This window comes from Citrobacter sp. FDAARGOS_156 (assembly GCF_001559235.2).
Lineage (GTDB): Bacteria > Pseudomonadota > Gammaproteobacteria > Enterobacterales > Enterobacteriaceae > Citrobacter > Citrobacter youngae.
Genome location: NZ_CP014030.2, coordinates 774,874 through 795,661, shown reverse-complemented (window position 1 = coordinate 795,661; position 20,788 = coordinate 774,874). Strand labels below are relative to the sequence as shown.

Below are 20,788 nucleotides of genomic sequence, written 5' to 3'. Positions count from 1 at the left end.
GTTAATCGGCTAAACGCGCCAGCAATAATTCACCCGATGAGGAGACTGCACTTACGCGCGCCTCACGACCTTGCGCCTGATATTCAATGTGTATTTCGACGTCCGGGTCTGGTAGTACACCTTTACCTTGTTGCGGCCATTCCACCAGGCAGATGGCATCATTGGCAAAATAATCGCGGATCCCCATAAATTCCAGCTCCTCCGGGTCCGCAAGTCGGTACAGATCGAAGTGATATACCATCAAATTATCGAGCGCATAGGGTTCAACCAGCGTGTAGGTGGGGCTTTTTACATTACCTTTGTGGCCTAACGCCTGCAGGAATCCCCGGCTGAAAGTGGTTTTACCCGCCCCCAGGTCGCCGTACAAATAAATTACCGTCGCGCCGTCACAGGCTTTAGCTACCCGCAGTCCCAGGTCTAAAGTCGCCTGTTCATCAGGTAGTGGAATTACTCGATTCATCATGATAAACGTCAATCACATCAGGGTTAACAATACGCTGTAGCGTGGTAAAGAGATCTGTCGCCAGCATGCCGCGCGTACCAAAACGCGCCGCCAGCACATCCGCTGCCGCACCATGCGCAACACATCCCGCACAGGCTGCATCATACGGGGTAAGCTTCTGTCCGAGCAATGCGCCAATAATACCGGAAAGCACATCACCCATTCCGCCGCTGGCCATCCCGGCATTGCCGGTATCAATAATACCCAGCTCAGCCTGTTCAGCAGCAACAACCGTACCCGCGCCTTTCAGCACAACCACGCCTCCGTACCGTTTTACCAGACGTTGCGCACAAAGTAAGCGATCGTCTTCAATTTCTGCAATGGAACAGCCCAGCAGCCGCGCGGCTTCACCAGGATGCGGCGTGATCACGCGATTGTGACGTTTATCGGGATTGATTGCCAGCAGGTTCAGCGCATCCGCATCCCAGAGCATCGGTTTGCGAAAATTCTCTACTTTTTGCAGCGCTTTTTTGCCCCACTCCTGCTGACCAAGCCCAGGGCCTATCACCACCACATCCGCCCATGCCAGACACTCTTCCAGCGTCTGCGGCGTCAGCGCATCGACCATCAGTTCTGGTCTGGCAGTCAGAACAGGCGCAATGTTTTCACTACGAGTCAGCACTTTGACCAGCCCGGCTCCTGCGCGCAGCGCCGCTTCACCGGCCATGCGTATTGCGCCTGCCGTGCCGTGGTCGCCGCCGATAATCACCAGCCGACCGTGGGAGCCTTTGTGTGAGGTGGGACGACGCGGCGTTAGCCAGTGCGCAAGCTGTTGAGCATCAAAACGTTGCAGCGGCGCGTTCTGCCCCGCCAGCCAGTCGTCCAGCCCGAGTGCGTTAACATGCAGACGTCCGGTGACATCGCGTGCTTTACCGGTGAGCAGACCAGGCTTGAGCGCAATAAAGGTAACGGTGTGCGCAGCGTTGATGACAGCCCCCGGCGTCGCCCCAGTCTGCACCAGTAGGCCGGATGGAATGTCGATTGCGATTGTAGGGGCTGGGTGGCTATTGGCACGTTCGATCAACGCCGGGAGAGGTTCACGCGGCGCGTTTTTTAAGCCAGTACCTGACAGCGCATCAATAATGACGTCCACGCTGTCTGGCCAGTTAATATCCGCAGCATGAATCACGCCACCGGCGTTAAGCCAGGCGTCGTGCGCCTGCCGCGCTTCCTCGGGGAGCGGTTTATCACTCTCGAGCGCCAGCAACGTAACGTCAAGCCCCTGCGCTTTGGCAAGCCTTGCCACCACGTAACCATCACCGCCGTTGTTGCCATGACCGCAGAGCACCAGCCAGTGTTGGGCATTCGGATAGGCCTCGCGGGTGACCTGAAACGCCGCCTCTCCCGCCCGTTGCATCAGCTCATACAACGTCAGCCCTAAACTGTCTGCCGCCTCTCGCTCCATCCGCCTGATGTCATCGGCGTGCCAGATGGAATGTGGTATACTTGCGGGGTTTTTCTTCATTGTATGGTCCGTCATGTCAGAGCCCCTCGATCTCAATCAGTTAGCGCAAAATATTAAGCAGTGGGGGCTGGAGCTTGGCTTTCAGCAGGTCGGTATTGCCGATACCGACCTCAGCGAAGCGGAGCCCAAACTGCAGGCCTGGCTGGATAAACAATACCACGGCGAGATGGACTGGATGGCCCGTCACGGCATGATGCGCGCCCGACCTCACGAATTATTACCCGGTACGCTACGCGTCATCAGCGTACGTATGAACTATCTGCCTGCTAATGCCGCCTTTGCCAGCACGTTGAAAAACCCCTCACTCGGTTACGTCAGCCGTTACGCGCTTGGGCGCGACTACCATAAGCTACTGCGTAACCGCTTAAAAAAGCTGGGAGAGAGGATTCAACAGCACTGCGTTTCGCTGAATTTTAGACCTTTTGTCGATTCCGCGCCCATTCTTGAGCGTCCTTTGGCAGAAAAAGCAGGACTTGGCTGGACAGGTAAGCACTCACTTATCCTCAATCGCGAAGCAGGTTCATTTTTCTTCCTCGGGGAATTACTGATCGACGTGCCCCTGCCGGTCGATAAGCCAGTCGAAGAAGGATGCGGGAAATGTGTTGCCTGTATGACCATCTGTCCCACCGGGGCCATCGTGGAACCCTACACGGTAGACGCACGCCGCTGTATCTCGTATCTCACTATCGAACTGGAAGGTGCTATCCCGGAAGAATTTCGTCCTCTGTTGGGGAATCGAATTTACGGCTGCGATGATTGTCAGCTCATTTGCCCATGGAACCGCTATTCGCAGTTGACGACAGAGGATGACTTCTCCCCCCGCAAGCAACTTCATGCTCCGGAGTTAATAGAGCTGTTTAGCTGGAGCGAAGCGTGGTTTTTAAAAGTCACGGAGGGGTCTGCCATTCGCCGTATTGGCCACCTGCGCTGGCTGCGAAATATCGCCGTTGCGTTGGGTAATGCCCCATGGGATGACGCGGTTATTCACGTTCTGGAAAGTCGCAGAGGTGAGCACCCACTTCTCGACGAACACATAGACTGGGCGGTTGCTCAGCAAATTGAGAAGCGAAATGCCTGCGTCGTTGAGGTGCAGTTACCGAAGAAACAACGTTTGGTCAGGGTCATTGAAAAGGGTCTGCCGCGCGACGCGTAAGTCATCCACAGCTTGTGTATAAAAATAAAAACACATTGATATTCAAGAGGGAAAAAATCGTCAAGTGATCGCATTAACAATTTGAAATGATAATTAATTCAATAATTTCAAATAGTTAAAATGATACTATTCACCCAGCGAAGTTTTTTGTATTCCAGGAATAATACCCGAGCCTGTGGATAAGTCTGTTTACAAGAGTATGTCAATGACGAAACAAAACGTCCCCAACGCGATTATTCGTTGTGGATATTTTTATTGGGGTAAGAATTTGGAGCGGGAAACGAGACTCGAACTCGCGACCCCGACCTTGGCAAGGTCGTGCTCTACCAACTGAGCTATTCCCGCATAATCTTCGTCTTTCGAACTGCTACTGCGTTGGCTGCCTTCATTCACCTGAGTCACTTACTTCAGTAAGCTCCTAAGGACTCATTCAGTTGCTGCCTTGTCGCAATTCGAAATCCTGCGATTGGTGGTCTGTGCTTTATAAGCACTTTCAAATTTTGGAGCGGGAAACGAGACTCGAACTCGCGACCCCGACCTTGGCAAGGTCGTGCTCTACCAACTGAGCTATTCCCGCTTGGGTGTGTCTTTGCTTTACAAGCATTTTCAAATTTTGGAGCGGGAAACGAGACTCGAACTCGCGACCCCGACCTTGGCAAGGTCGTGCTCTACCAACTGAGCTATTCCCGCAAATCTGTACTGCTTTTGTTGCTGCCGTAACGCGTAATTCTCTGTCGTTACGGGAGGCGCATTATACGAGAAATCCGTTTAGCTGCAACCCCCCAAAAAGCGATTTTCTCATTTTTCTGTTTAAGTGCTGAATTTATCGGCAAGTCGTCTAATTTAGCGACAATTCTGCCTCAGTGCAAGCTCACAGGAACGATATTCGTAAGCCGGGTAAGGCGTAGCCGCCACCCGGCAATCCACAAAATCAAAGCTTAATGAAATGTTCGCGATAGTAAGCAAGCTCGGCAACCGATTCACGAATATCGTCCATCGCCTGATGCGTTCCCTGCTTGGTGAAGCCAGCCAGGATTTCCGGCTTCCAACGACGCGCCAGTTCTTTGAGCGTGCTGACGTCCAGATAGCGATAATGGAAATACGCCTCCAGCTCCGGCATGTATTTAAACAGGAAACGGCGATCCTGGCCGATGCTGTTGCCACAGATAGGTGATTTCCCTTCCGGAACCCACTCTTTTAAAAAGGCCAGCGTCGCCAGTTCGGCTTCACGATCGCCCATGGTGCTCGCTTTTACGCGTTCCACCAGCCCACTTCCGGTATGCGTACGTACGTTCCAGTCATCCATTAACGCCAGTTGCTCATCAGACTGATGCACCGCAATTGTCGGTCCTTCAGCCAGGATATTCAGGTTGGCATCAGTCACTAGCGTAGCGATCTCAATAATGCGATCGCGCTCGGGATCCAGACCTGTCATCTCCAGATCGATCCAAATCAGGTTGTTTTCATTGGCACTCATGCTATTTTCCACCCTTCAGACGTCACATTCAGTGTGACTATATTCATCTAAAATTGCGTGTATCATAAATGTTTTGCCCATCATGGGCGACCAGGAGCCAGTCCGATTGAGTAAGAATAAACTCTCCAAAGGCCAACAGCGCCGCGTGAACGCCAATCACCAGCGTCGTCTTAAAACGTCCGCGGAGAAGCCCGACTACGACGACAACCTGTTTGGCGAGACCGCTGAAGGCATCGTTATCAGCCGTTTTGGCATGCATGCCGACGTAGAATCTGCTGACGGGGAAATTCACCGTTGCAACATCCGCCGTACCATTCGTTCGCTGGTTACCGGCGATCGTGTAGTCTGGCGTCCGGGTAAAGCGGCAGCAGAGGGCGTGAATGTTAAAGGGATCGTTGAGGCGGTACATGAGCGTACCTCAGTACTCACTCGCCCGGACTTTTACGACGGGGTGAAACCCATTGCGGCCAACATCGATCAAATCGTAATTGTCTCAGCCATCTTACCTGAGCTGTCACTGAATATTATCGACCGCTATCTGGTGGCTTGCGAAACCTTGCACGTAGAGCCCATCATCGTACTCAACAAAATTGATCTGCTGGACGACGAAGGTATGGCCTTCGTTAACGAGCAGATGGATATTTATCGCCACATTGGTTATCGCGTGTTGATGGTCTCAAGCCGCACTAAAGACGGCCTGAAACCGCTTGAAGAAGCGTTAACCGATCGCATCAGCATTTTCGCCGGTCAGTCAGGCGTAGGCAAATCCAGCCTGCTCAATAATCTTCTCGGCCTGCAGGAAGAGATCCTGACCAATGATGTCTCCGACAACTCTGGTCTTGGGCAGCACACCACAACAGCTTCTCGCCTGTACCACTTCCCTCACGGCGGCGATGTCATCGACTCCCCCGGTGTACGTGAGTTTGGGCTGTGGCATCTTGAACCGGAACAAATCACTGATGGCTTTGTCGAATTTCATGACTATTTAGGTCATTGCAAGTACCGCGACTGTAAACATGATGCAGATCCGGGCTGTGCAATTCGTGAAGCTGTCGAGGAAGGGAAAATTGCTGAGGTTCGGTTTGAAAATTATCACCGCATCCTGGAAAGCATGGCGCAGGTAAAAACGCGTAAAAACTTTTCTGATACAGACGACTGACAACTAAGCTAAGCATCGCTAGAATCGTCCCCCTTTTTTCAGGATCCGGCCCACATGCCGGATCGGGAACAAATTATGGCCTGGAGGCTACCTTGTTAAACTCATTTAAGCTTTCGCTACAATACATTCTGCCGAAACTATGGCTCACTCGCCTGGCGGGTTGGGGTGCGAGCAAACGAGCGGGATGGCTGACTAAACTGGTTATCGATCTGTTCGTGAAATACTACAAGGTCGATATGAAAGAGGCGCAAAAGCCGGACACTGCCAGCTATCGCACCTTTAACGACTTCTTTGTTCGCCCGCTGCGCGACGATGCTCGCCCGATTAATACCGATCCAAACGTACTGGTCATGCCCGCTGACGGCGTGATCAACCAGTTAGGCAACATCGAAGAAGACAAATTGCTGCAGGCTAAAGGGCACAGCTATACCCTTGAAGCGCTGCTGGCTGGCAACTACCAGATGGCGGACAAATTCCGCAACGGTACGTTTGTAACCACTTACTTGTCTCCACGCGATTACCACCGAGTACACATGCCGTGTAACGGTATCCTGCGTGAAATGATGTATGTACCGGGCGATCTCTTCTCTGTAAACATCCTGACTGCGCAAAACGTACCGAACCTGTTTGCCCGCAACGAACGCGTAATCTGTTTGTTTGATACCGAATTTGGTCCGATGGTGCAGATTCTGGTCGGTGCGACCATCGTCGGCAGTATTGAAACCGCGTGGGCTGGCACCATTACCCCACCGCGTGAAGGCGTCATCAAGCGCTGGACCTGGCCGGAAGGCGAAAGCGAAGGATCGGTGGCGCTGCTGAAAGGTCAGGAAATGGGCCGCTTTAAGCTCGGTTCCACCGTCATCAACCTGTTCGCGCCAGGCAAAGTTAACCTGGTTGAGCAGTTGCAGGACCTTTCCGTGACTAAAATTGGCCAGCCAATGGCCATCTCGACCGAGACTTTCGTGACGCCAGAGACAGAACCGGCCCCGCAGACGAAAGAAGAGATCGAAGCAGAACACGACGCCAGCCCGCTGGTTGACGACAAAAAAGACGAAAGTTAAACATAGGAATCGCTGCTGTGCGCCTGATTATCACTTTTCTGATGGCCTGGTGCCTCAGCCAGGGGGCGTACGCTGCGACGGCCCCCGATGCCAAACAACTCACCCAGGAACTGGAGCAGGCAAAGGCGGCAAAACCCGCTCAGCCAGAAACCGTCGAGGCGCTCCAGTCCGCGCTGAATGCTCTCGAAGAGCGGAAAGGCTCCCTTGAGCGTGCTGAACAATATCAGCAGGTTATCGATAACTTCCCCAAGCTGTCCGCAACATTACGCGCGCAGCTAAACAACCTGCGCGACGAACCGCGTAGCGTACCGACCAGCCTCACGACGGATGCATTAAACCAGGAAATCCTTCAGGTCAGCAGTCAGTTACTGGATAAAAGCCGCCAGGCTCAACAGGAGCAGGATCGCGCCCGGGAAATCGCCGACTCGTTAAGCCAGCTTCCTCAACAGCAAACCGATGCCCGCCGCCAGCTCAATGAGCTTGAGCGGCGCATTGGTACCGCCAACGGCAATTCCGCGCAGAATCAAGCGATGCAAGCTGAATCCGCCAAACTTAAAGCCCAGGTCGATGAACTGGAGCTGGCGCAGCTTTCCGCAAACAACCGCCAGGAACTGGCGCGAATGCGCTCCGAACTGGCAGAAAAGCAGAGCCAACAACTCGACGCTTATCTGCAAGCATTACGCAACCAACTCAACAGCCAGCGCCAGCGTGAAGCCGAACGTGCGCTGGAGAGCACGGAACTGTTGGCAGAAAACAGCGCGGGACTGCCGGAAGGTATTGTCGATCAGTTCAAGGTTAACCGCGAGTTGTCTCAGGCCTTGAACCAGCAAGCGCAACGTATGGATCTGGTGGCCTCCCAGCAGCGTCAGGCCACCAGCCAAACGTTGCAGGTACGTCAGGCGCTGAATACGCTGCGGGAACAGTCACAATGGCTTGGCGTCTCGAATATGCTGGGGGAAGCACTGCGTGCACAAGTTTCTCGTCTGCCAGAAATGCCCAAACCCCAGCAGTTAGATACCGAAATGGCGCAGCTGCGCGTACACCGTATGCGCTATGAAGACCTCCTCAACAAGCAGCCGCAATTACGTCAAATTCACCAGGCCGACGGGCAACCGCTAACCGCTGAGCAGAGCAGCATTCTCAACGCCCAGTTGCGCACTCAGCGTGAACTACTGAACTCTCTGCTACAGGGTGGCGATACGCTGATCCTCGAGCTCACTAAGCTAAAAGTCTCCAATAGCCAACTGGAAGACGCCCTGAAAGAGGTCAACGAGGCGACGCACCGTTATCTGTTCTGGACATCAGACGTCAGCCCCATCTCGCTCTCCTGGCCCGTCGATATTGTTCAGGATCTGCGCCGTCTGATCTCACTCGATACATTTAATCAGCTTGGCAAAGCCACTATCATGATGCTGACCAGCAAGGAAACGCTGCTACCACTGTTCGGTGCACTGGTGCTGGTTGGGTTTAGCCTTTCTTCACGTAAACACTTTACTCGCTTTCTGGAACGCTCGTCAGCGCGTGTTGGTAAAGTAACCCAGGACCACTTCTGGCTGACGATACGCACGGTATTCTGGTCGATACTCGTCGCCTCACCGCTGCCAGTGCTATGGGCAACGCTCGGTTACGGGTTGCAGGAAGCCTGGCCTTACCCGCTGGCTGTTGCTATCGGCGATGGCGTTACCGCCACGGTGCCTATGCTATGGGCGGTAATGATTTGCGCCACCTTCGCGCGCCCCAACGGGTTGTTCATCGCCCACTTTGGCTGGCCGCGTAACCGTGTCGCGAAGGCCATGCACTATTACCTGATGAGTATCGGGCTGATTGTCCCGCTGATCATGGCGGTGATTATGTTTGATAACCTCAATGACCGGGAATTCTCCGCCTCACTGGGACGTCTGTGCTTTATCCTGATTTGCGGAGCGCTGGCGATCGTAACCCTGAGCCTGAAACGCGCCGGCATACCACTGTATCTCGACAAAGAAGGCAATGGCGACAACATGGTCAACAGCATGCTGTGGAATATGCTGATGGGCGCGCCACTGATTGCTATTCTCGCGGCAGCTGTGGGCTACCTGGCAACATCACAAGCCCTGCTGGCGCGCCTGGAGACTTCGGTAGCAATTTGGTTCTTGTTACTGGTGGTCTATCACGTCATCCGCCGCTGGATGCTGATCCAGCGCCGCCGACTGGCCTTCGATCGCGCCAAGCATCGACGCGCCGAAATGCTGGCGCAGCGCGCGCGGGGTGAAGAAGAACCGCCGCATTCCACCAGCCTTGAAGGCACAATTGATGTTGATGAAAGCGAAGTGGATCTGGATGCTATCAGCGCGCAATCGCTGCGTCTGGTGCGTTCTATCCTGATGCTTATCGCCCTGCTCTCGGTCATTGTGCTGTGGTCAGAAATTCATTCCGCTTTCGGCTTTCTGGAAAACATCTCGTTATGGGATGTCACCTCCACGGTGCAGGGCGTGGAAAGCCTTGAGCCGATCACGCTGGGCGCGGTGCTTATCGCAATTCTGGTGTTTATCATCACCACCCAATTAGTACGCAACCTGCCCGCGTTGCTGGAACTGGCGCTGCTGCAACATCTGGATTTAACCCCCGGCACCGGTTATGCCATCACCACCATCACCAAATATCTGCTGATGCTGATTGGCGGTTTGGTTGGCTTCTCGATGATCGGTATTGAGTGGTCCAAATTGCAGTGGCTGGTGGCGGCTCTCGGTGTCGGGCTAGGCTTTGGCTTGCAGGAGATCTTCGCCAACTTTATTTCCGGCCTGATCATCCTGTTTGAAAAACCAATCCGTATTGGCGACACGGTGACCATTCGCGATCTCACCGGTAGCGTGACGAAAATTAATACCCGCGCCACGACCATCAGCGACTGGGACCGCAAAGAGATCATCGTGCCCAACAAAGCGTTCATCACCGAGCAGTTTATCAACTGGTCACTATCTGACTCGGTCACGCGTGTCGTGTTAACTATCCCGGCGCCGTCGGAAGCTAACAGCGAGGAAGTCACACAAATCCTGCTTACCGCCGCCCACCGCTGTTCGCTGGTTATCGATAACCCGGCGCCAGAAGTCTTTCTGGTTGATCTGCAGCAGGGGATTCAAATCTTCGAACTGCGTATTTATGCCGCAGAGATGGGGCACCGTATGCCACTGCGCCACGAGATACACCAGCTGATTCTGGCAGGCTTCCGCGAGCACGGTATCGATATGCCGTTCCCACCATTCCAGATGCGTCTGGAGAGTCTGGGGGGTAAGCAAACGGGGAGAACGTTAAGTTCTGCGGGCAGAGGCAGTCGCCCGGCGGGAAGTTTGTAATACCTGAGTAGCCCGGACGAGGGGCGCTGGCACCGACACCGGGCTACGGTGTGGGTCTTGTAGGCCTGATAAGCGTAGCGCCATCAGGCAATTCGATGCTGATTGCCGGATGGCAGCATTGCCTTATCCGGCCTACAACGGCCCAATTTACTCTGTCACCAGAACCGGCTGACGGTTAACGCGGCGACTGTAGTTCTGATAGATCGCCATCGCCAGCAGTGAGAAGAAGATCGGGCCACCGGTCATCCACAATGCGCTGTTCCAGTCTCCGGCCTCGATCACTGGCTGAATAATGGTAAATACGTTGGCAAACGTCACCACCAGCACCACCACGCCTGTTGCCAGTAACGTCGCCGCGCGGGTTTTAAAAATAACAAACGGTCTTTCCAGCCCCACGCGGGATTTGAAGAATGGGAATGCCAGCGCCAGGAACAAATACGGCAGTGTCATGGATACGTTCGCCATCAGGGTCAATTTGTTATAGAACGCTGAAGCCGTATCGCCGCCGAACGAAACCAGCAGGATAAACAGGCTTACCAGCAGACACTGCAACCACATTGCGGTCGTCGGCATCCCCACCGCATTCAGTTTGGTCATCGGCGCGGGCCACAATGCCTTCGGCGTACCCTGAATAATCGCTTTCAACGGCGAGTAGCTAAGGGTAAAAAAAGCACCGGTATAGGCAAGGAACATCGAAAGCCCGGTGATACGCGCGAACCATACGCCCATCACCATCGCGGTCTCAGGGGAAAGATGCAGCGCATTCCCCAACGTCATCCCGAGGCTCTTCATCAGGATATAAGTAATATTGCCGAGGTTGACCGAGCTATTACTTAATACCTGCTGCCAGTTGGTGCTAACACCCCATAAAAAGATGGCCAGCGAATAACCCACAGAAATCACAATCGCGGCAAAAACAATGCCTTTAGCAAAGTTCTTTTCTGGTTTTTCTGTTTTATCAACTAATCCACCCACGGCCTCTATTCCGCCGTAAGCAAAAATGGCGAATACCACAAATGACAGCATGGACAGACCGGACTGATATCCCGGATTAGGCGAGGAGATAAAATTAATATCCTGAGCAAAGTGGCCACCAGTTAATAACAAAATAGCGACACTCACTAACAACAGAACTAAATTAAGACACATTACGGCAATTCCGCCTACTGCCGTAATACGCGCAATCTTATTAATACCCCGGGATGCCACACAGGTCACCAGAATCATCCAGCCAACGGCGAGCAGTCCGACGACCTGCGTAGGCTCAAGCCCCGCGATACGCCAGTGCTGGGTCATGTCTGCGCCAAATAAGAAGGTTGAAAAAGGTACCCAGACTTTCGCGGCAGTACTGACCATCCAGATAACATAGGAGGAGAACCACATAAAGGTGCCGATAAAGGCATAGCGAGGTCCAACGCTATTATTCATCCACGAATAGATTCCACCCTCTTCTTTCCGATAGGCGGAACCCATTTCCGCCATCATTAAAGCAAATGGAATAAAGAATAATAATGCAGAAAATACATACCATGGAATAGCACTGTATCCCATTAAATAGAAAGCCGAAGGGCTATTGGCAAATCCAAAAACTGACGTAAATATCATAAGGATGAGACCTGGCAGGCTCATCTTCTTTATTGTTTGGGTCATTCAACTATCCCTTACTCTGGCAAGCGTTTCGCAAACGCCGCTCACCGATTGACACCGCTCTCTTTGCAGAGTTCAGCAATTAAAAATCAACACAGAATTGATACCTAAACGATATCAGATATCCAGATGTAAATTGTGGCCATTAGAGGGAAAGTGAAAAAATGTGCTACAAAGTGGCGGTTTTATCGCCACTTTGTATTGTAGAGGGATAACCCGTTATGCACGATCGACGGTAAAGGCGATAACGTCAGCCAGACTCTCAGCGCCCAGCGCCAGCATCACCAGACGGTCAACACCCAGCGCCACGCCAGAGCAATCCGGCATCCCAACCTTCAACGCTTCAAGCAGGTTGGTGTCAATGGGCTGCTGCGGCAGGCCGCGCGCGGCACGTTTACGATTATCCTGCTCGAATCGTTGCTGCTGTTCACGTGCATCAGTCAACTCATGGAAACCATTCGCTAGCTCAATACCTTTGTAATAAACCTCGAAACGTTCAGCCACGCGATGATCTTCGGTACTGATTTGTGCCAGTGACGCCTGACTGGCCGGGAAATGGTACACAAACGTTGGTTTGTCTTTGCCAATATGTGGCTCAACGCCCATTGTAAACAGCAGTTGCAGCAAGGTATCCCGGTCCTCTTCAGTATCCGCGATATTGCTGAGATCCAGCTTCGCCGCCACTTCCCGCAGTTGGGTTTTATCCGCAGACAGCGGGTCAATCTCCAGATGACGCTGGAAAGCTTGCTGGTAAGAAAGGCTTTCGGCAGGTGAACAGTCCAGCACTTGCTGCAGCAAATCATCCACTTCGTTCATCAGGCGATACATGTCGTAGTGTGGGCGATACCACTCAAGCATGGTGAACTCAGGATTATGATGACGTCCCATCTCTTCATTACGGAAGCTGCGACATAGCTGATACACCGGGCCACATCCTGCGACCAGCAGGCGCTTCATATGGTATTCCGGGCTGGTCATTAAATAGAGGTTCATCCCCTGGGAATGACCAGGGCCAACGAAACGCGTTTCGAACGGGAACAGGTGGATGTCCGTTACCGTCGCCTGACTCATGCAAGGTGTCTCAACCTCAAGCACTCCACGATCGGCAAAAAAGCGACGAATCTCCGCTATAATTGCTGCACGTTTTAACAGATTGGGGATGGACGCGCTCGGCTGCCAGGTTGCCGTTTCGCTCATGGTTGTTTCTCCGATTTCAGACAAGGGCACGAAGTCTACTCGTATCGCGCTAGCGAGACAAATTTCACGCGGGAATAATAAACACTGGCTGGCGGGTAAAAAAAGCAACATTGGGTGGTTTAGTAATTAAATTAATCAAATTCAATGATAATTCAGCCCTCTGATACGCTAAAAAAATCGAACACGTCAAATTTCCCTCACATCCCTAAGACTATACTATTGTACCTATAAAGGAGCAGTGGAAACGCGTTCATAACCTGTTTGAATCCGATTAAGCATCTGAATTCGGGCGGGGATGAAATAACAACAATCTGGAGGAATGTCGTGCAAACCTTTCAAGCCGATCTTGCCATTATAGGCGCCGGTGGCGCGGGATTGCGTGCAGCAATTGCTGCCGCACAAGCAAATCCCAACGCTAAAATCGCACTGATCTCAAAAGTGTACCCAATGCGCAGCCATACCGTTGCTGCCGAAGGCGGCTCTGCTGCTGTCGCGCAGGATCATGACAGCTTTGACTACCATTTTCACGATACGGTAGCAGGCGGAGACTGGCTGTGTGAGCAGGATGTCGTGGATTACTTTGTCCACCACTGCCCAACTGAAATGACGCAACTGGAACAATGGGGCTGCCCATGGAGCCGCCGTGAAGACGGTAGCGTCAACGTACGTCGCTTCGGCGGCATGAAAATCGAGCGTACCTGGTTTGCCGCGGATAAAACCGGCTTCCACATGCTGCATACGCTGTTCCAAACTTCTTTGCAGTTCCCGCAAATTCAGCGCTTTGATGAACACTTCGTTCTGGATATCCTGGTGGACGACGGTCATGCTCGCGGCCTGGTCGCCATGAACATGATGGAAGGCACCCTGGTACAAATCCGTGCTAACGCAGTCGTGATGGCAACGGGCGGCGCGGGTCGTGTTTACCGTTACAACACCAACGGCGGCATCGTAACCGGCGACGGTATGGGCATGGCGCTGAGCCACGGCGTTCCGCTGCGTGATATGGAATTCGTTCAGTATCACCCAACAGGTCTGCCTGGTTCCGGTATCCTGATGACTGAAGGCTGCCGTGGTGAAGGTGGTATTCTGGTCAACAAAAATGGCTACCGTTATCTGCAAGACTACGGCATGGGTCCAGAAACTCCGCTGGGCGAGCCGAAAAACAAATACATGGAACTCGGTCCGCGTGACAAAGTTTCTCAGGCTTTCTGGCACGAATGGCGTAAAGGCAACACCATCTCCACCCCACGTGGCGATGTTGTTCACCTCGACCTGCGCCATCTCGGCGAGAAAAAACTGCTCGAACGTTTACCGTTCATCTGCGAACTGGCGAAAGCCTACGTGGGTGTCGATCCGGTTAAAGAACCGATCCCGGTACGCCCGACCGCACACTACACCATGGGCGGTATCGAAACCGATCAGCACTGCGAAACCCGTATTAAAGGTCTGTTCGCGGTGGGTGAATGTTCCTCTGTTGGTCTGCACGGCGCTAACCGTCTGGGCTCTAACTCCCTGGCGGAACTGGTGGTCTTCGGTCGTATGGCCGGTGAACAAGCTGCGGAACGCGCTGCAACAGCTGGCGCTGCAAACAGTGCAGCTCTTGATGCACAGGTTGCTGGCGTTGAAAAACGTCTGAAAGATCTGGTTAACCAGGAAGGTAACGAAAACTGGTCTAAGATCCGTGACGAAATGGGTATCTCCATGGAAGAAGGTTGCGGCATCTACCGTACACCGGAACTCATGCAGAAAACCGTTGATAAGCTGGCGGAACTGCAGGAGCGCTTCAAGCGCGTACGTATCACTGATACTTCCAGCGTATTCAACACCGACCTGCTGTACACCATTGAACTGGGTCACGGCCTGAACGTTGCCGAATGTATGGCGCACTCCGCGCTGGCACGTAAAGAATCCCGCGGCGCGCACCAGCGACTGGATGAAGGCTGCACCGAGCGTGACGACGTGAACTTCCTCAAACATACCCTCGCCTTCCGCGATGCTGACGGCACGACTCGCCTGGAATACAGCGACGTGAAAATCACCACTCTGCCACCGGCTAAACGTGTTTACGGTGGCGAAGCGGAAGCAGCCGATAAGAAGGAGAAGGCGAATGGCTGAGTTGAAAAACCTGAAAGTTGAGGTGGTGCGCTATAACCCGGAAACCGATACCGCGCCGCACAGTGCTTTCTATGAAGTTCCTTATGATGAAACCACGTCTCTGCTGGATGCGTTGGGCTACATCAAAGATAACCTGGCACCAGACCTGAGCTATCGCTGGTCCTGCCGTATGGCAATTTGCGGCTCTTGCGGCATGATGGTCAACAACGTGCCGAAACTGGCGTGCAAAACCTTCCTGCGTGATTACACCAACGGTATGAAGGTTGAAGCACTGGGCAACTTCCCGATTGAACGCGATCTGGTCGTCGATATGACGCACTTCATCGAAAGTCTGGAAGCGATCAAACCGTATATCATTGGTAACCCGCGTACACCGGATCAGGGTCCAAACACCCAGACTCCGGCGCAGATGGCGAAATATCATCAGTTCTCCGGTTGCATCAACTGCGGTCTGTGTTACGCCGCGTGTCCGCAGTTCGGCCTGAACCCTGAGTTCATTGGACCGGCTGCAATTACGCTGGCGCATCGCTATAACGAAGATAGCCGCGACCACGGCAAGAAGGAGCGTATGGCTCAGTTGAACAGCCCGAACGGCGTCTGGACCTGTACTTTCGTGGGCTACTGCTCCGAAGTCTGCCCGAAACACGTCGATCCGGCTGCGGCCATTCAGCAGGGTAAAGTTGAAAGTTCAAAAGACTTTCTTATCGCTACCCTGAAACCACGCTAAGGAGTGCATGATGACGACTAAACGCAAACCCTATGTGCGGCCGATGACGTCCACCTGGTGGAAAAAGCTGCCATTTTATCGCTTTTACATGCTGCGCGAAGGCACGGCAGTTCCGGCAGTCTGGTTCAGTATTGAACTGATTTTCGGCCTGTTTGCTCTGAAGCATGGTGCTGAGTCCTGGATGGGCTTTGTCGGCTTTTTGCAAAACCCGGTGGTGGTCATCCTCAACCTGGTTGTCCTGGCTGCAGCACTGCTGCATACCAAAACCTGGTTTGAGCTGGCGCCGAAAGCCGCCAACATCATCGTAAAAGACGAAAAAATGGGGCCAGAGCCGATCATCAAAGGTCTCTGGGTAGTTACTGCGGTAGTGACCGTAGTCATACTGTATGTAGCCCTATACTGGTAAGGAGTCCGGGATGATTAATCCAAATCCAAAACGCTCTGACGAACCTGTATTCTGGGGTCTGTTTGGTGCAGGTGGTATGTGGGGCGCAATCATTGCGCCGGTAGTGGTTCTGCTGGTTGGTATTATGCTGCCGCTGGGTCTGTTCCCGGGCGATGCGCTGAGCTATGAGCGCATTATGGCATTTGCCCAGAGCTTCATCGGACGCGCATTTCTGTTCCTGATGATCGTTCTGCCGCTGTGGTGTGGTTTACACCGTATGCACCACGCTATGCATGACCTGAAAATCCACGTGCCTGCTGGCAAATGGGTATTCTACGGCCTGGCTGCTATCCTGACCGTTGTAACAGCGATTGGCATTCTGACTATCTAATCGCAGTTGTTACCTATTAGGCCCGCCACTGGCGGGCCTTTTTATTTGTGCAATACCCCGATCAGCCAACGAGAAAACTCGCGCATCGCAGGTGTCTCCGGGCGAGATTGCAAACGCGTTATCCAGTAACTCCCCAGATCAATCTGCGTTAAAAACGGCTGTACGATACGCTCACTACTGAGTAAATGCGTGAACATTCTGACCGGGGCGATTGCCACACCAATCCCCGCCTGCGCGGCTTCCAGCATGGTGACCGACGAGTCAAACACCACCACGTTGCGCGTCGGTGACGGCGGCGCTTCTCCAGCGGCCTGCATCCACAGCGCCCATTCATCACGACGATACGATCGTAATAGCGGAAATTTCAGGATATCTGCAGGAGTCTGAATCTGAGAGGCCAGCTCGGGTGAACAAAGCGGAGACATCAGCGCGCTACATAAATATTGCGCATCAGTATCGTGCCAGGCTCCCCCTCCGTAGCGAATGGTATAATCCAGCCCCTCTGCAGCAGGATCAACACGGTTATTATGCGTGGAAAGCTGTAAATCGATATACGGATAACACCGTTTAAAATCGTGTAGAAGTGGGAAAAGGCAACCCACCGCAAAAGTGCCCACCACACCAATTTTCAGTTTTTCCTGAGACTGGTTACCGGCAAAGCGGTCTAACATCGCCGCCATACGATCGAAAGAATCATTAAGTACAGGTAACAGACTCTCACCTTCTGTCGTGAGCATCAGGCCTCGTGAAACGCGAATAAAGAGCTGACAATTCAACTGCTGCTCCAACGCTTTCACATGCTGGCTGATGGCAGAATGCGTCACGTTAAGCTCAATTGCTGCGCGGGTAAAGCTGAGATGCCTGGCGGCCGCTTCAAAAGCCCGCAGAGAATTAAGTGGGATATAGCTACGCGTCATCATCTAACCTGTTAGAAAAACTTATATCTGCTGCTAAATTTAACCGTTTGTCAACACGGTGCAAATCAAACACACTGATTGCGTCTGACGGGCCCGGACACCCTTTTGCTTTTAATTACGGAAATGATTTCATGATGAAAAAATCGTTATGCTGCGCACTACTGCTGACAGCCTCTTTCTCAACGTTTGCCGCCGCAAAAACAGAACAACAGATTGCCGATATCGTTAATCGCACCATCACCCCGTTGATGCAGGAGCAGGCTATTCCGGGTATGGCCGTTGCGGTTATCTACCAGGGAAAACCGTATTACTTTACCTGGGGTAAAGCTGATATCGCCAATAATCGTCCGATTACACAGAACACACTGTTCGAACTCGGTTCAGTCAGTAAGACCTTCAATGGCGTGCTGGGCGGCGATGCTATCGCCCGCGGCGAAATCAAACTCAGCGATCCGGTCACCCGGTACTGGCCGGAACTCACAGGCAAACAGTGGCAGAACATTAGTCTGCTGCACTTAGCCACATACACGGCAGGTGGCCTGCCGCTTCAGATCCCCGACGAGGTGACGGATAAAACCGCATTGCTGCGCTTTTATCAAAACTGGCAACCCCAGTGGGCCCCGGGCGCTAAACGTCTCTATGCTAACTCCAGCATTGGTCTGTTTGGCGCACTGGCGGTGAAACCCTCTGGAATGAGCTACGAAGGGGCGATGATCAGACGCGTCCTGCAGCCATTAAAACTCACTCACACCTGGATTACCGTTCCGCAGAACGAGCAACGAGATTATGCCTGGGGCTATCGCGATGGCAAGCCCGTACATGTTTCGCCAGGCCAGCTTGATGCCGAAGCGTATGGTGTGAAATCCAGCATTATGGATATGGCTCGCTGGGTTCAGGCCAATATGGACGCCAGCCACGTGCAGGAGAAAACCCTGCAGCAGGGCATCGGGCTCGCACAGTCACGTTACTGGCGCATTGGTGAGATGTACCAGGGCTTAGGCTGGGAAATGCTTAACTGGCCGGTAAAAGCAGACACTATTATCAACGGCAGCGACAGTAAAATCGCTCTGGCGGCGCTTCCGGCCGTTGAGGTAAACCCACCTGCCCCCGCAGTAAAAGCCTCCTGGGTACATAAAACAGGTTCGACTGGCGGATTTGGTAGTTATGTGGCTTTTATTCCGGAGAAAAATCTTGGCATCGTGATGCTGGCCAATAAAAGCTACCCGAATCCTGCTCGCGTCGACGCGGCATGGCGCATCCTTGAAAAACTGCAGTAACCGGCGTTGAGGTCCGATCCGTCGGGCCTCCTTTCTTCCACTTCTTTTCCTGCTGTCATCTACACTTAACAAAAATACAGCAAGGAATATCCCATGCGCATTCTGCCCGTTGTTGCTGCAGTTACGGCTGCATTTCTGGTTGTTGCCTGCAGTTCTCCTACACCGCCGAAAGGCGTTACCGTGGTGAATAACTTTGATGCCAAACGCTATCTGGGCACCTGGTATGAAATTGCGCGTTTCGACCATAGATTCGAACGTGGGCTGGAAAAAGTGACCGCAACCTACAGCCTGCGCGATGATGGTGGGCTCAACGTCATCAACAAAGGCTATAACCCGGACAGGGAAATGTGGCAAAAAACGGAAGGCAAAGCCTATTTCACCGGCGATCCTGGCCGGGCTGCTCTTAAGGTCTCGTTCTTTGGCCCTTTCTATGGTGGGTATAACGTGATTGCTCTCGATAGGGAATATCGTCATGCGCTGGTCTGCGGCCCGGATCGCGACTATCTGTGGATCCTCTCTCGCACCCCAACGATTTCAGATGAGATGAAACAGCAGATGCTGGCAGTCGCGACCCGGGAGGGATTTGAAGTGAATAAGTTGATTTGGGTAAAACAACCCGGCGCTTAGTGGGTGCTGAGCTTCAGGCCAATAATGCCGGCAACAATCAACCCCAGGCTGAGCAGACGTGCCGGACTGGCTGATTCACCCAGTAGCAGAATGCCGGTAATGGCCGCCCCTACCGCGCCAATCCCGGTCCAGACGGCATAAGCCGTACCAACCGGTAGCGTTCTCATCGCCCAGGAAAGCATAGCGATACTGACGATCATCGCCGCAATGGTGATAATACTTGGCGTTAAACGGGTAAAACCGTGGGTATATTTCAGACCAATAGCCCAGACAACTTCAAGCAGGCCCGCGATAAGTAAAACGATCCAGGACATGACTGGCTCCAGTACACAATGGGGCCGTCCCCGGGTGAAAGATGCGTTTGCAGGTCGTCCTGCAAAGCGGATGTATGAAATGGCATTTTTGCCCGGGAGAAAATGAATTTCAACCTTTTTATTCATTGCTTACTTAAAGCAAGAATTAAGCCCAATTAGAGGCGTAGTTCCCGCATTTGGCTCACATTGGACTTCTCTATGATGAAGAGCTTTCTGAACTCAGAAAGCCATTTGATCCTCTTCTGAATGCGAAAGGTTTATGCTTAAAATTTTAGTGATTGACCGGTGCCACTTCACCCGCACAGGGATAGAGGCCTTGCTTAATCATTCTGGTATGTTCAACTCTTCATTTCTGGTGTCAGGGATTAATAATCTGATGTTGGCTAAAGAGCATATTTTGCAGTGGAAGCCACATCTGGTAATCGCAGATTTATGTAGTTTTCTCAGCGATATTCACTCCAGCCCCCCCATCGCACCATTTTTTATGAGCTGCGGCGCCATCCCGCTGATTTTACTACAATCAGGCGACCGATCGCATAACCCAATCGATCCCCCTCACTCTGCCGTTCACTCGACATTGTCCAAACACATCGCGTTGCATGATCTTTCGCGCACGATCCAGAATGCACTACAGATCCGCCCCGTATTGGATACACCTAAAAATGCCACACCGCTGCTTACACCACAGGAAGAGAAGGTACTGTCGTTGTGGATGGATGGCGTTGATAACAATGCAATAGCCGCCGCGCTCTGCATTCATGGTAAGACGGTATACACCTATAAGCGAAATATCCGTATGAAGCTGCACCTGGGGAACCGCTTTTCACCGTTTCTCTCTCTACCTGAGAAGATGAATTAACGGTACGACGGTGCGTCGTACCGTTCATAGCTATTGCTGAGCCTTTGTCGCTGCACCAGAAATGGCACTACCGCCCTCAGAAATATCCTGACCTACGCCTCGCGTCGTATTACACGCCGTTAATACGGAAGAAAGTACCAACACAGAAAAGATCGCAGCAATTGTCTTCTTAACCATAACGTC

Annotated in this window: 19 protein-coding genes and 3 tRNA genes; 11 read left to right on the top strand and 11 right to left on the bottom strand. The window is 52.7% G+C overall.

Annotated features, from left to right (window positions below; all coding sequences use genetic code 11):
* Position 1: 1 nt before the first annotated feature.
* The gene (gene tsaE, locus AL515_RS03890; protein ID WP_048212897.1) at positions 2-463 is read right to left on the bottom strand and encodes a tRNA (adenosine(37)-N6)-threonylcarbamoyltransferase complex ATPase subunit type 1 TsaE; all 462 of its coding nucleotides are present in this window, start codon (positions 461-463) and stop codon (positions 2-4) included.
* A complete protein-coding gene (gene nnr / locus AL515_RS03885) occupies positions 435-1,982 on the bottom strand; it encodes a bifunctional ADP-dependent NAD(P)H-hydrate dehydratase/NAD(P)H-hydrate epimerase (protein WP_061067095.1) in 1,548 nt (515 codons plus the stop codon). The genes tsaE and nnr overlap by 29 nt, the downstream gene beginning before the upstream one ends.
* Here nnr and queG point away from each other — a divergent pair.
* Positions 1,981-3,120 (top strand): tRNA epoxyqueuosine(34) reductase QueG, encoded by a 1,140-nt coding sequence (gene queG, locus AL515_RS03880; protein ID WP_061067094.1) that lies wholly within the window; start codon positions 1,981-1,983, stop codon positions 3,118-3,120. The genes nnr and queG overlap by 2 nt on opposite strands.
* 269 nt (positions 3,121-3,389) lie before the next feature.
* Here queG and AL515_RS03875 read toward each other — a convergent pair.
* The 4 genes from AL515_RS03875 to orn all read right to left on the bottom strand — a co-directional run bounded on the left by AL515_RS03875 (position 3,390) and on the right by orn (position 4,597).
* Positions 3,390-3,465 (bottom strand) — tRNA-Gly (locus AL515_RS03875).
* Between the two features lie 156 nt (positions 3,466-3,621).
* Positions 3,622-3,697, bottom strand: a tRNA-Gly gene (locus AL515_RS03870).
* 37 nt (positions 3,698-3,734) lie between these two features.
* Positions 3,735-3,810 (bottom strand) — tRNA-Gly (locus AL515_RS03865).
* Between the two features lie 241 nt (positions 3,811-4,051).
* Entirely contained in the window at positions 4,052-4,597 is a 546-nt protein-coding gene (gene orn, locus AL515_RS03860; protein WP_003839477.1) for an oligoribonuclease, read from the bottom strand.
* A 106-nt stretch (positions 4,598-4,703) separates the two neighbouring features.
* Here orn and rsgA point away from each other — a divergent pair, with 106 nt between their 5' ends.
* The 3 genes from rsgA (at position 4,704) to mscM (ending at position 10,149) form a co-directional block, all read left to right on the top strand.
* The gene (gene rsgA, locus AL515_RS03855) at positions 4,704-5,756 is read left to right on the top strand and encodes a small ribosomal subunit biogenesis GTPase RsgA (RefSeq protein WP_061067093.1); all 1,053 of its coding nucleotides are present in this window, start codon (positions 4,704-4,706) and stop codon (positions 5,754-5,756) included.
* Positions 5,757-5,848: 92 nt separating this feature from the next.
* Complete coding sequence (gene asd, locus AL515_RS03850) at positions 5,849-6,817, top strand: archaetidylserine decarboxylase (RefSeq protein WP_061067092.1); 969 nt, start codon at positions 5,849-5,851, stop codon at positions 6,815-6,817.
* Positions 6,818-6,834: 17 nt separating this feature from the next.
* Positions 6,835-10,149, top strand: a complete 3,315-nt coding sequence (gene mscM / locus AL515_RS03845; protein WP_061067091.1) for a miniconductance mechanosensitive channel MscM — start codon at positions 6,835-6,837, stop codon at positions 10,147-10,149.
* A 147-nt stretch (positions 10,150-10,296) separates the two neighbouring features.
* Here mscM and yjeM read toward each other — a convergent pair whose 3' ends face one another.
* Both yjeM and epmA read right to left on the bottom strand, forming a co-directional pair.
* Positions 10,297-11,799: a glutamate/gamma-aminobutyrate family transporter YjeM gene (gene yjeM, locus AL515_RS03840; protein ID WP_061067090.1), complete on the bottom strand. Its 1,503-nt coding sequence runs from the start codon at positions 11,797-11,799 to the stop codon at positions 10,297-10,299.
* 216 nt (positions 11,800-12,015) lie between these two features.
* Complete coding sequence (epmA, locus tag AL515_RS03835; RefSeq protein WP_048212905.1) at positions 12,016-12,993, bottom strand: elongation factor P--(R)-beta-lysine ligase; 978 nt, start codon at positions 12,991-12,993, stop codon at positions 12,016-12,018.
* A gap of 324 nt (positions 12,994-13,317) precedes the next feature.
* Here epmA and frdA point away from each other — a divergent pair, with 324 nt between their 5' ends.
* From frdA to frdD, 4 genes are read left to right on the top strand one after another with little or no spacing between them, the layout of a single operon-like run.
* A complete protein-coding gene (gene frdA, locus AL515_RS03830) occupies positions 13,318-15,108 on the top strand; it encodes a fumarate reductase (quinol) flavoprotein subunit (protein WP_048212906.1) in 1,791 nt (596 codons plus the stop codon).
* A complete protein-coding gene (gene frdB / locus AL515_RS03825; protein WP_048212907.1) occupies positions 15,101-15,835 on the top strand; it encodes a fumarate reductase iron-sulfur protein in 735 nt (244 codons plus the stop codon). Before frdA ends, frdB begins: the two co-directional genes overlap by 8 nt.
* Before the next feature lie 10 nt (positions 15,836-15,845).
* Positions 15,846-16,241 (top strand): fumarate reductase subunit FrdC, encoded by a 396-nt coding sequence (gene frdC / locus AL515_RS03820; RefSeq protein ID WP_048212908.1) that lies wholly within the window; start codon positions 15,846-15,848, stop codon positions 16,239-16,241.
* Between the two features lie 10 nt (positions 16,242-16,251).
* The gene (gene frdD / locus AL515_RS03815) at positions 16,252-16,611 is read left to right on the top strand and encodes a fumarate reductase subunit FrdD (RefSeq protein WP_048212909.1); all 360 of its coding nucleotides are present in this window, start codon (positions 16,252-16,254) and stop codon (positions 16,609-16,611) included.
* A gap of 41 nt (positions 16,612-16,652) precedes the next feature.
* On the opposite strand, the gene ampR is transcribed toward frdD, so the two are convergent.
* Positions 16,653-17,528: a LysR family transcriptional regulator AmpR gene (gene ampR, locus AL515_RS03810; RefSeq protein WP_061067089.1), complete on the bottom strand. Its 876-nt coding sequence runs from the start codon at positions 17,526-17,528 to the stop codon at positions 16,653-16,655.
* 131 nt (positions 17,529-17,659) lie between these two features.
* On the opposite strand from ampR, the gene blaCMY reads away from it, so the two are divergent.
* On the top strand, positions 17,660-18,805 hold the full coding sequence (blaCMY, locus tag AL515_RS03805; protein ID WP_061067088.1) for a CMY-2 family class C beta-lactamase: 1,146 nt from the start codon (positions 17,660-17,662) through the stop codon (positions 18,803-18,805).
* Between the two features lie 93 nt (positions 18,806-18,898).
* Positions 18,899-19,432 (top strand): lipocalin family protein, encoded by a 534-nt coding sequence (locus tag AL515_RS03800; protein ID WP_048212912.1) that lies wholly within the window; start codon positions 18,899-18,901, stop codon positions 19,430-19,432.
* Here AL515_RS03800 and sugE read toward each other — a convergent pair.
* Positions 19,429-19,746 (bottom strand): quaternary ammonium compound efflux SMR transporter SugE, encoded by a 318-nt coding sequence (gene sugE / locus AL515_RS03795; RefSeq protein ID WP_000118520.1) that lies wholly within the window; start codon positions 19,744-19,746, stop codon positions 19,429-19,431. The two genes, AL515_RS03800 and sugE, sit on opposite strands and share 4 nt — an antisense overlap.
* 259 nt (positions 19,747-20,005) lie before the next feature.
* Here sugE and AL515_RS03790 point away from each other — a divergent pair, with 259 nt between their 5' ends.
* Complete coding sequence (locus AL515_RS03790) at positions 20,006-20,605, top strand: helix-turn-helix transcriptional regulator (protein WP_048212914.1); 600 nt, start codon at positions 20,006-20,008, stop codon at positions 20,603-20,605.
* Positions 20,606-20,635: 30 nt separating this feature from the next.
* Here the strand turns inward: AL515_RS03790 and ecnB are convergent, their stop codons facing one another.
* On the bottom strand, positions 20,636-20,782 hold the full coding sequence (ecnB, locus tag AL515_RS03785; protein WP_003025482.1) for a lipoprotein toxin entericidin B: 147 nt from the start codon (positions 20,780-20,782) through the stop codon (positions 20,636-20,638).
* Positions 20,783-20,788: the final 6 nt, after the last annotated feature.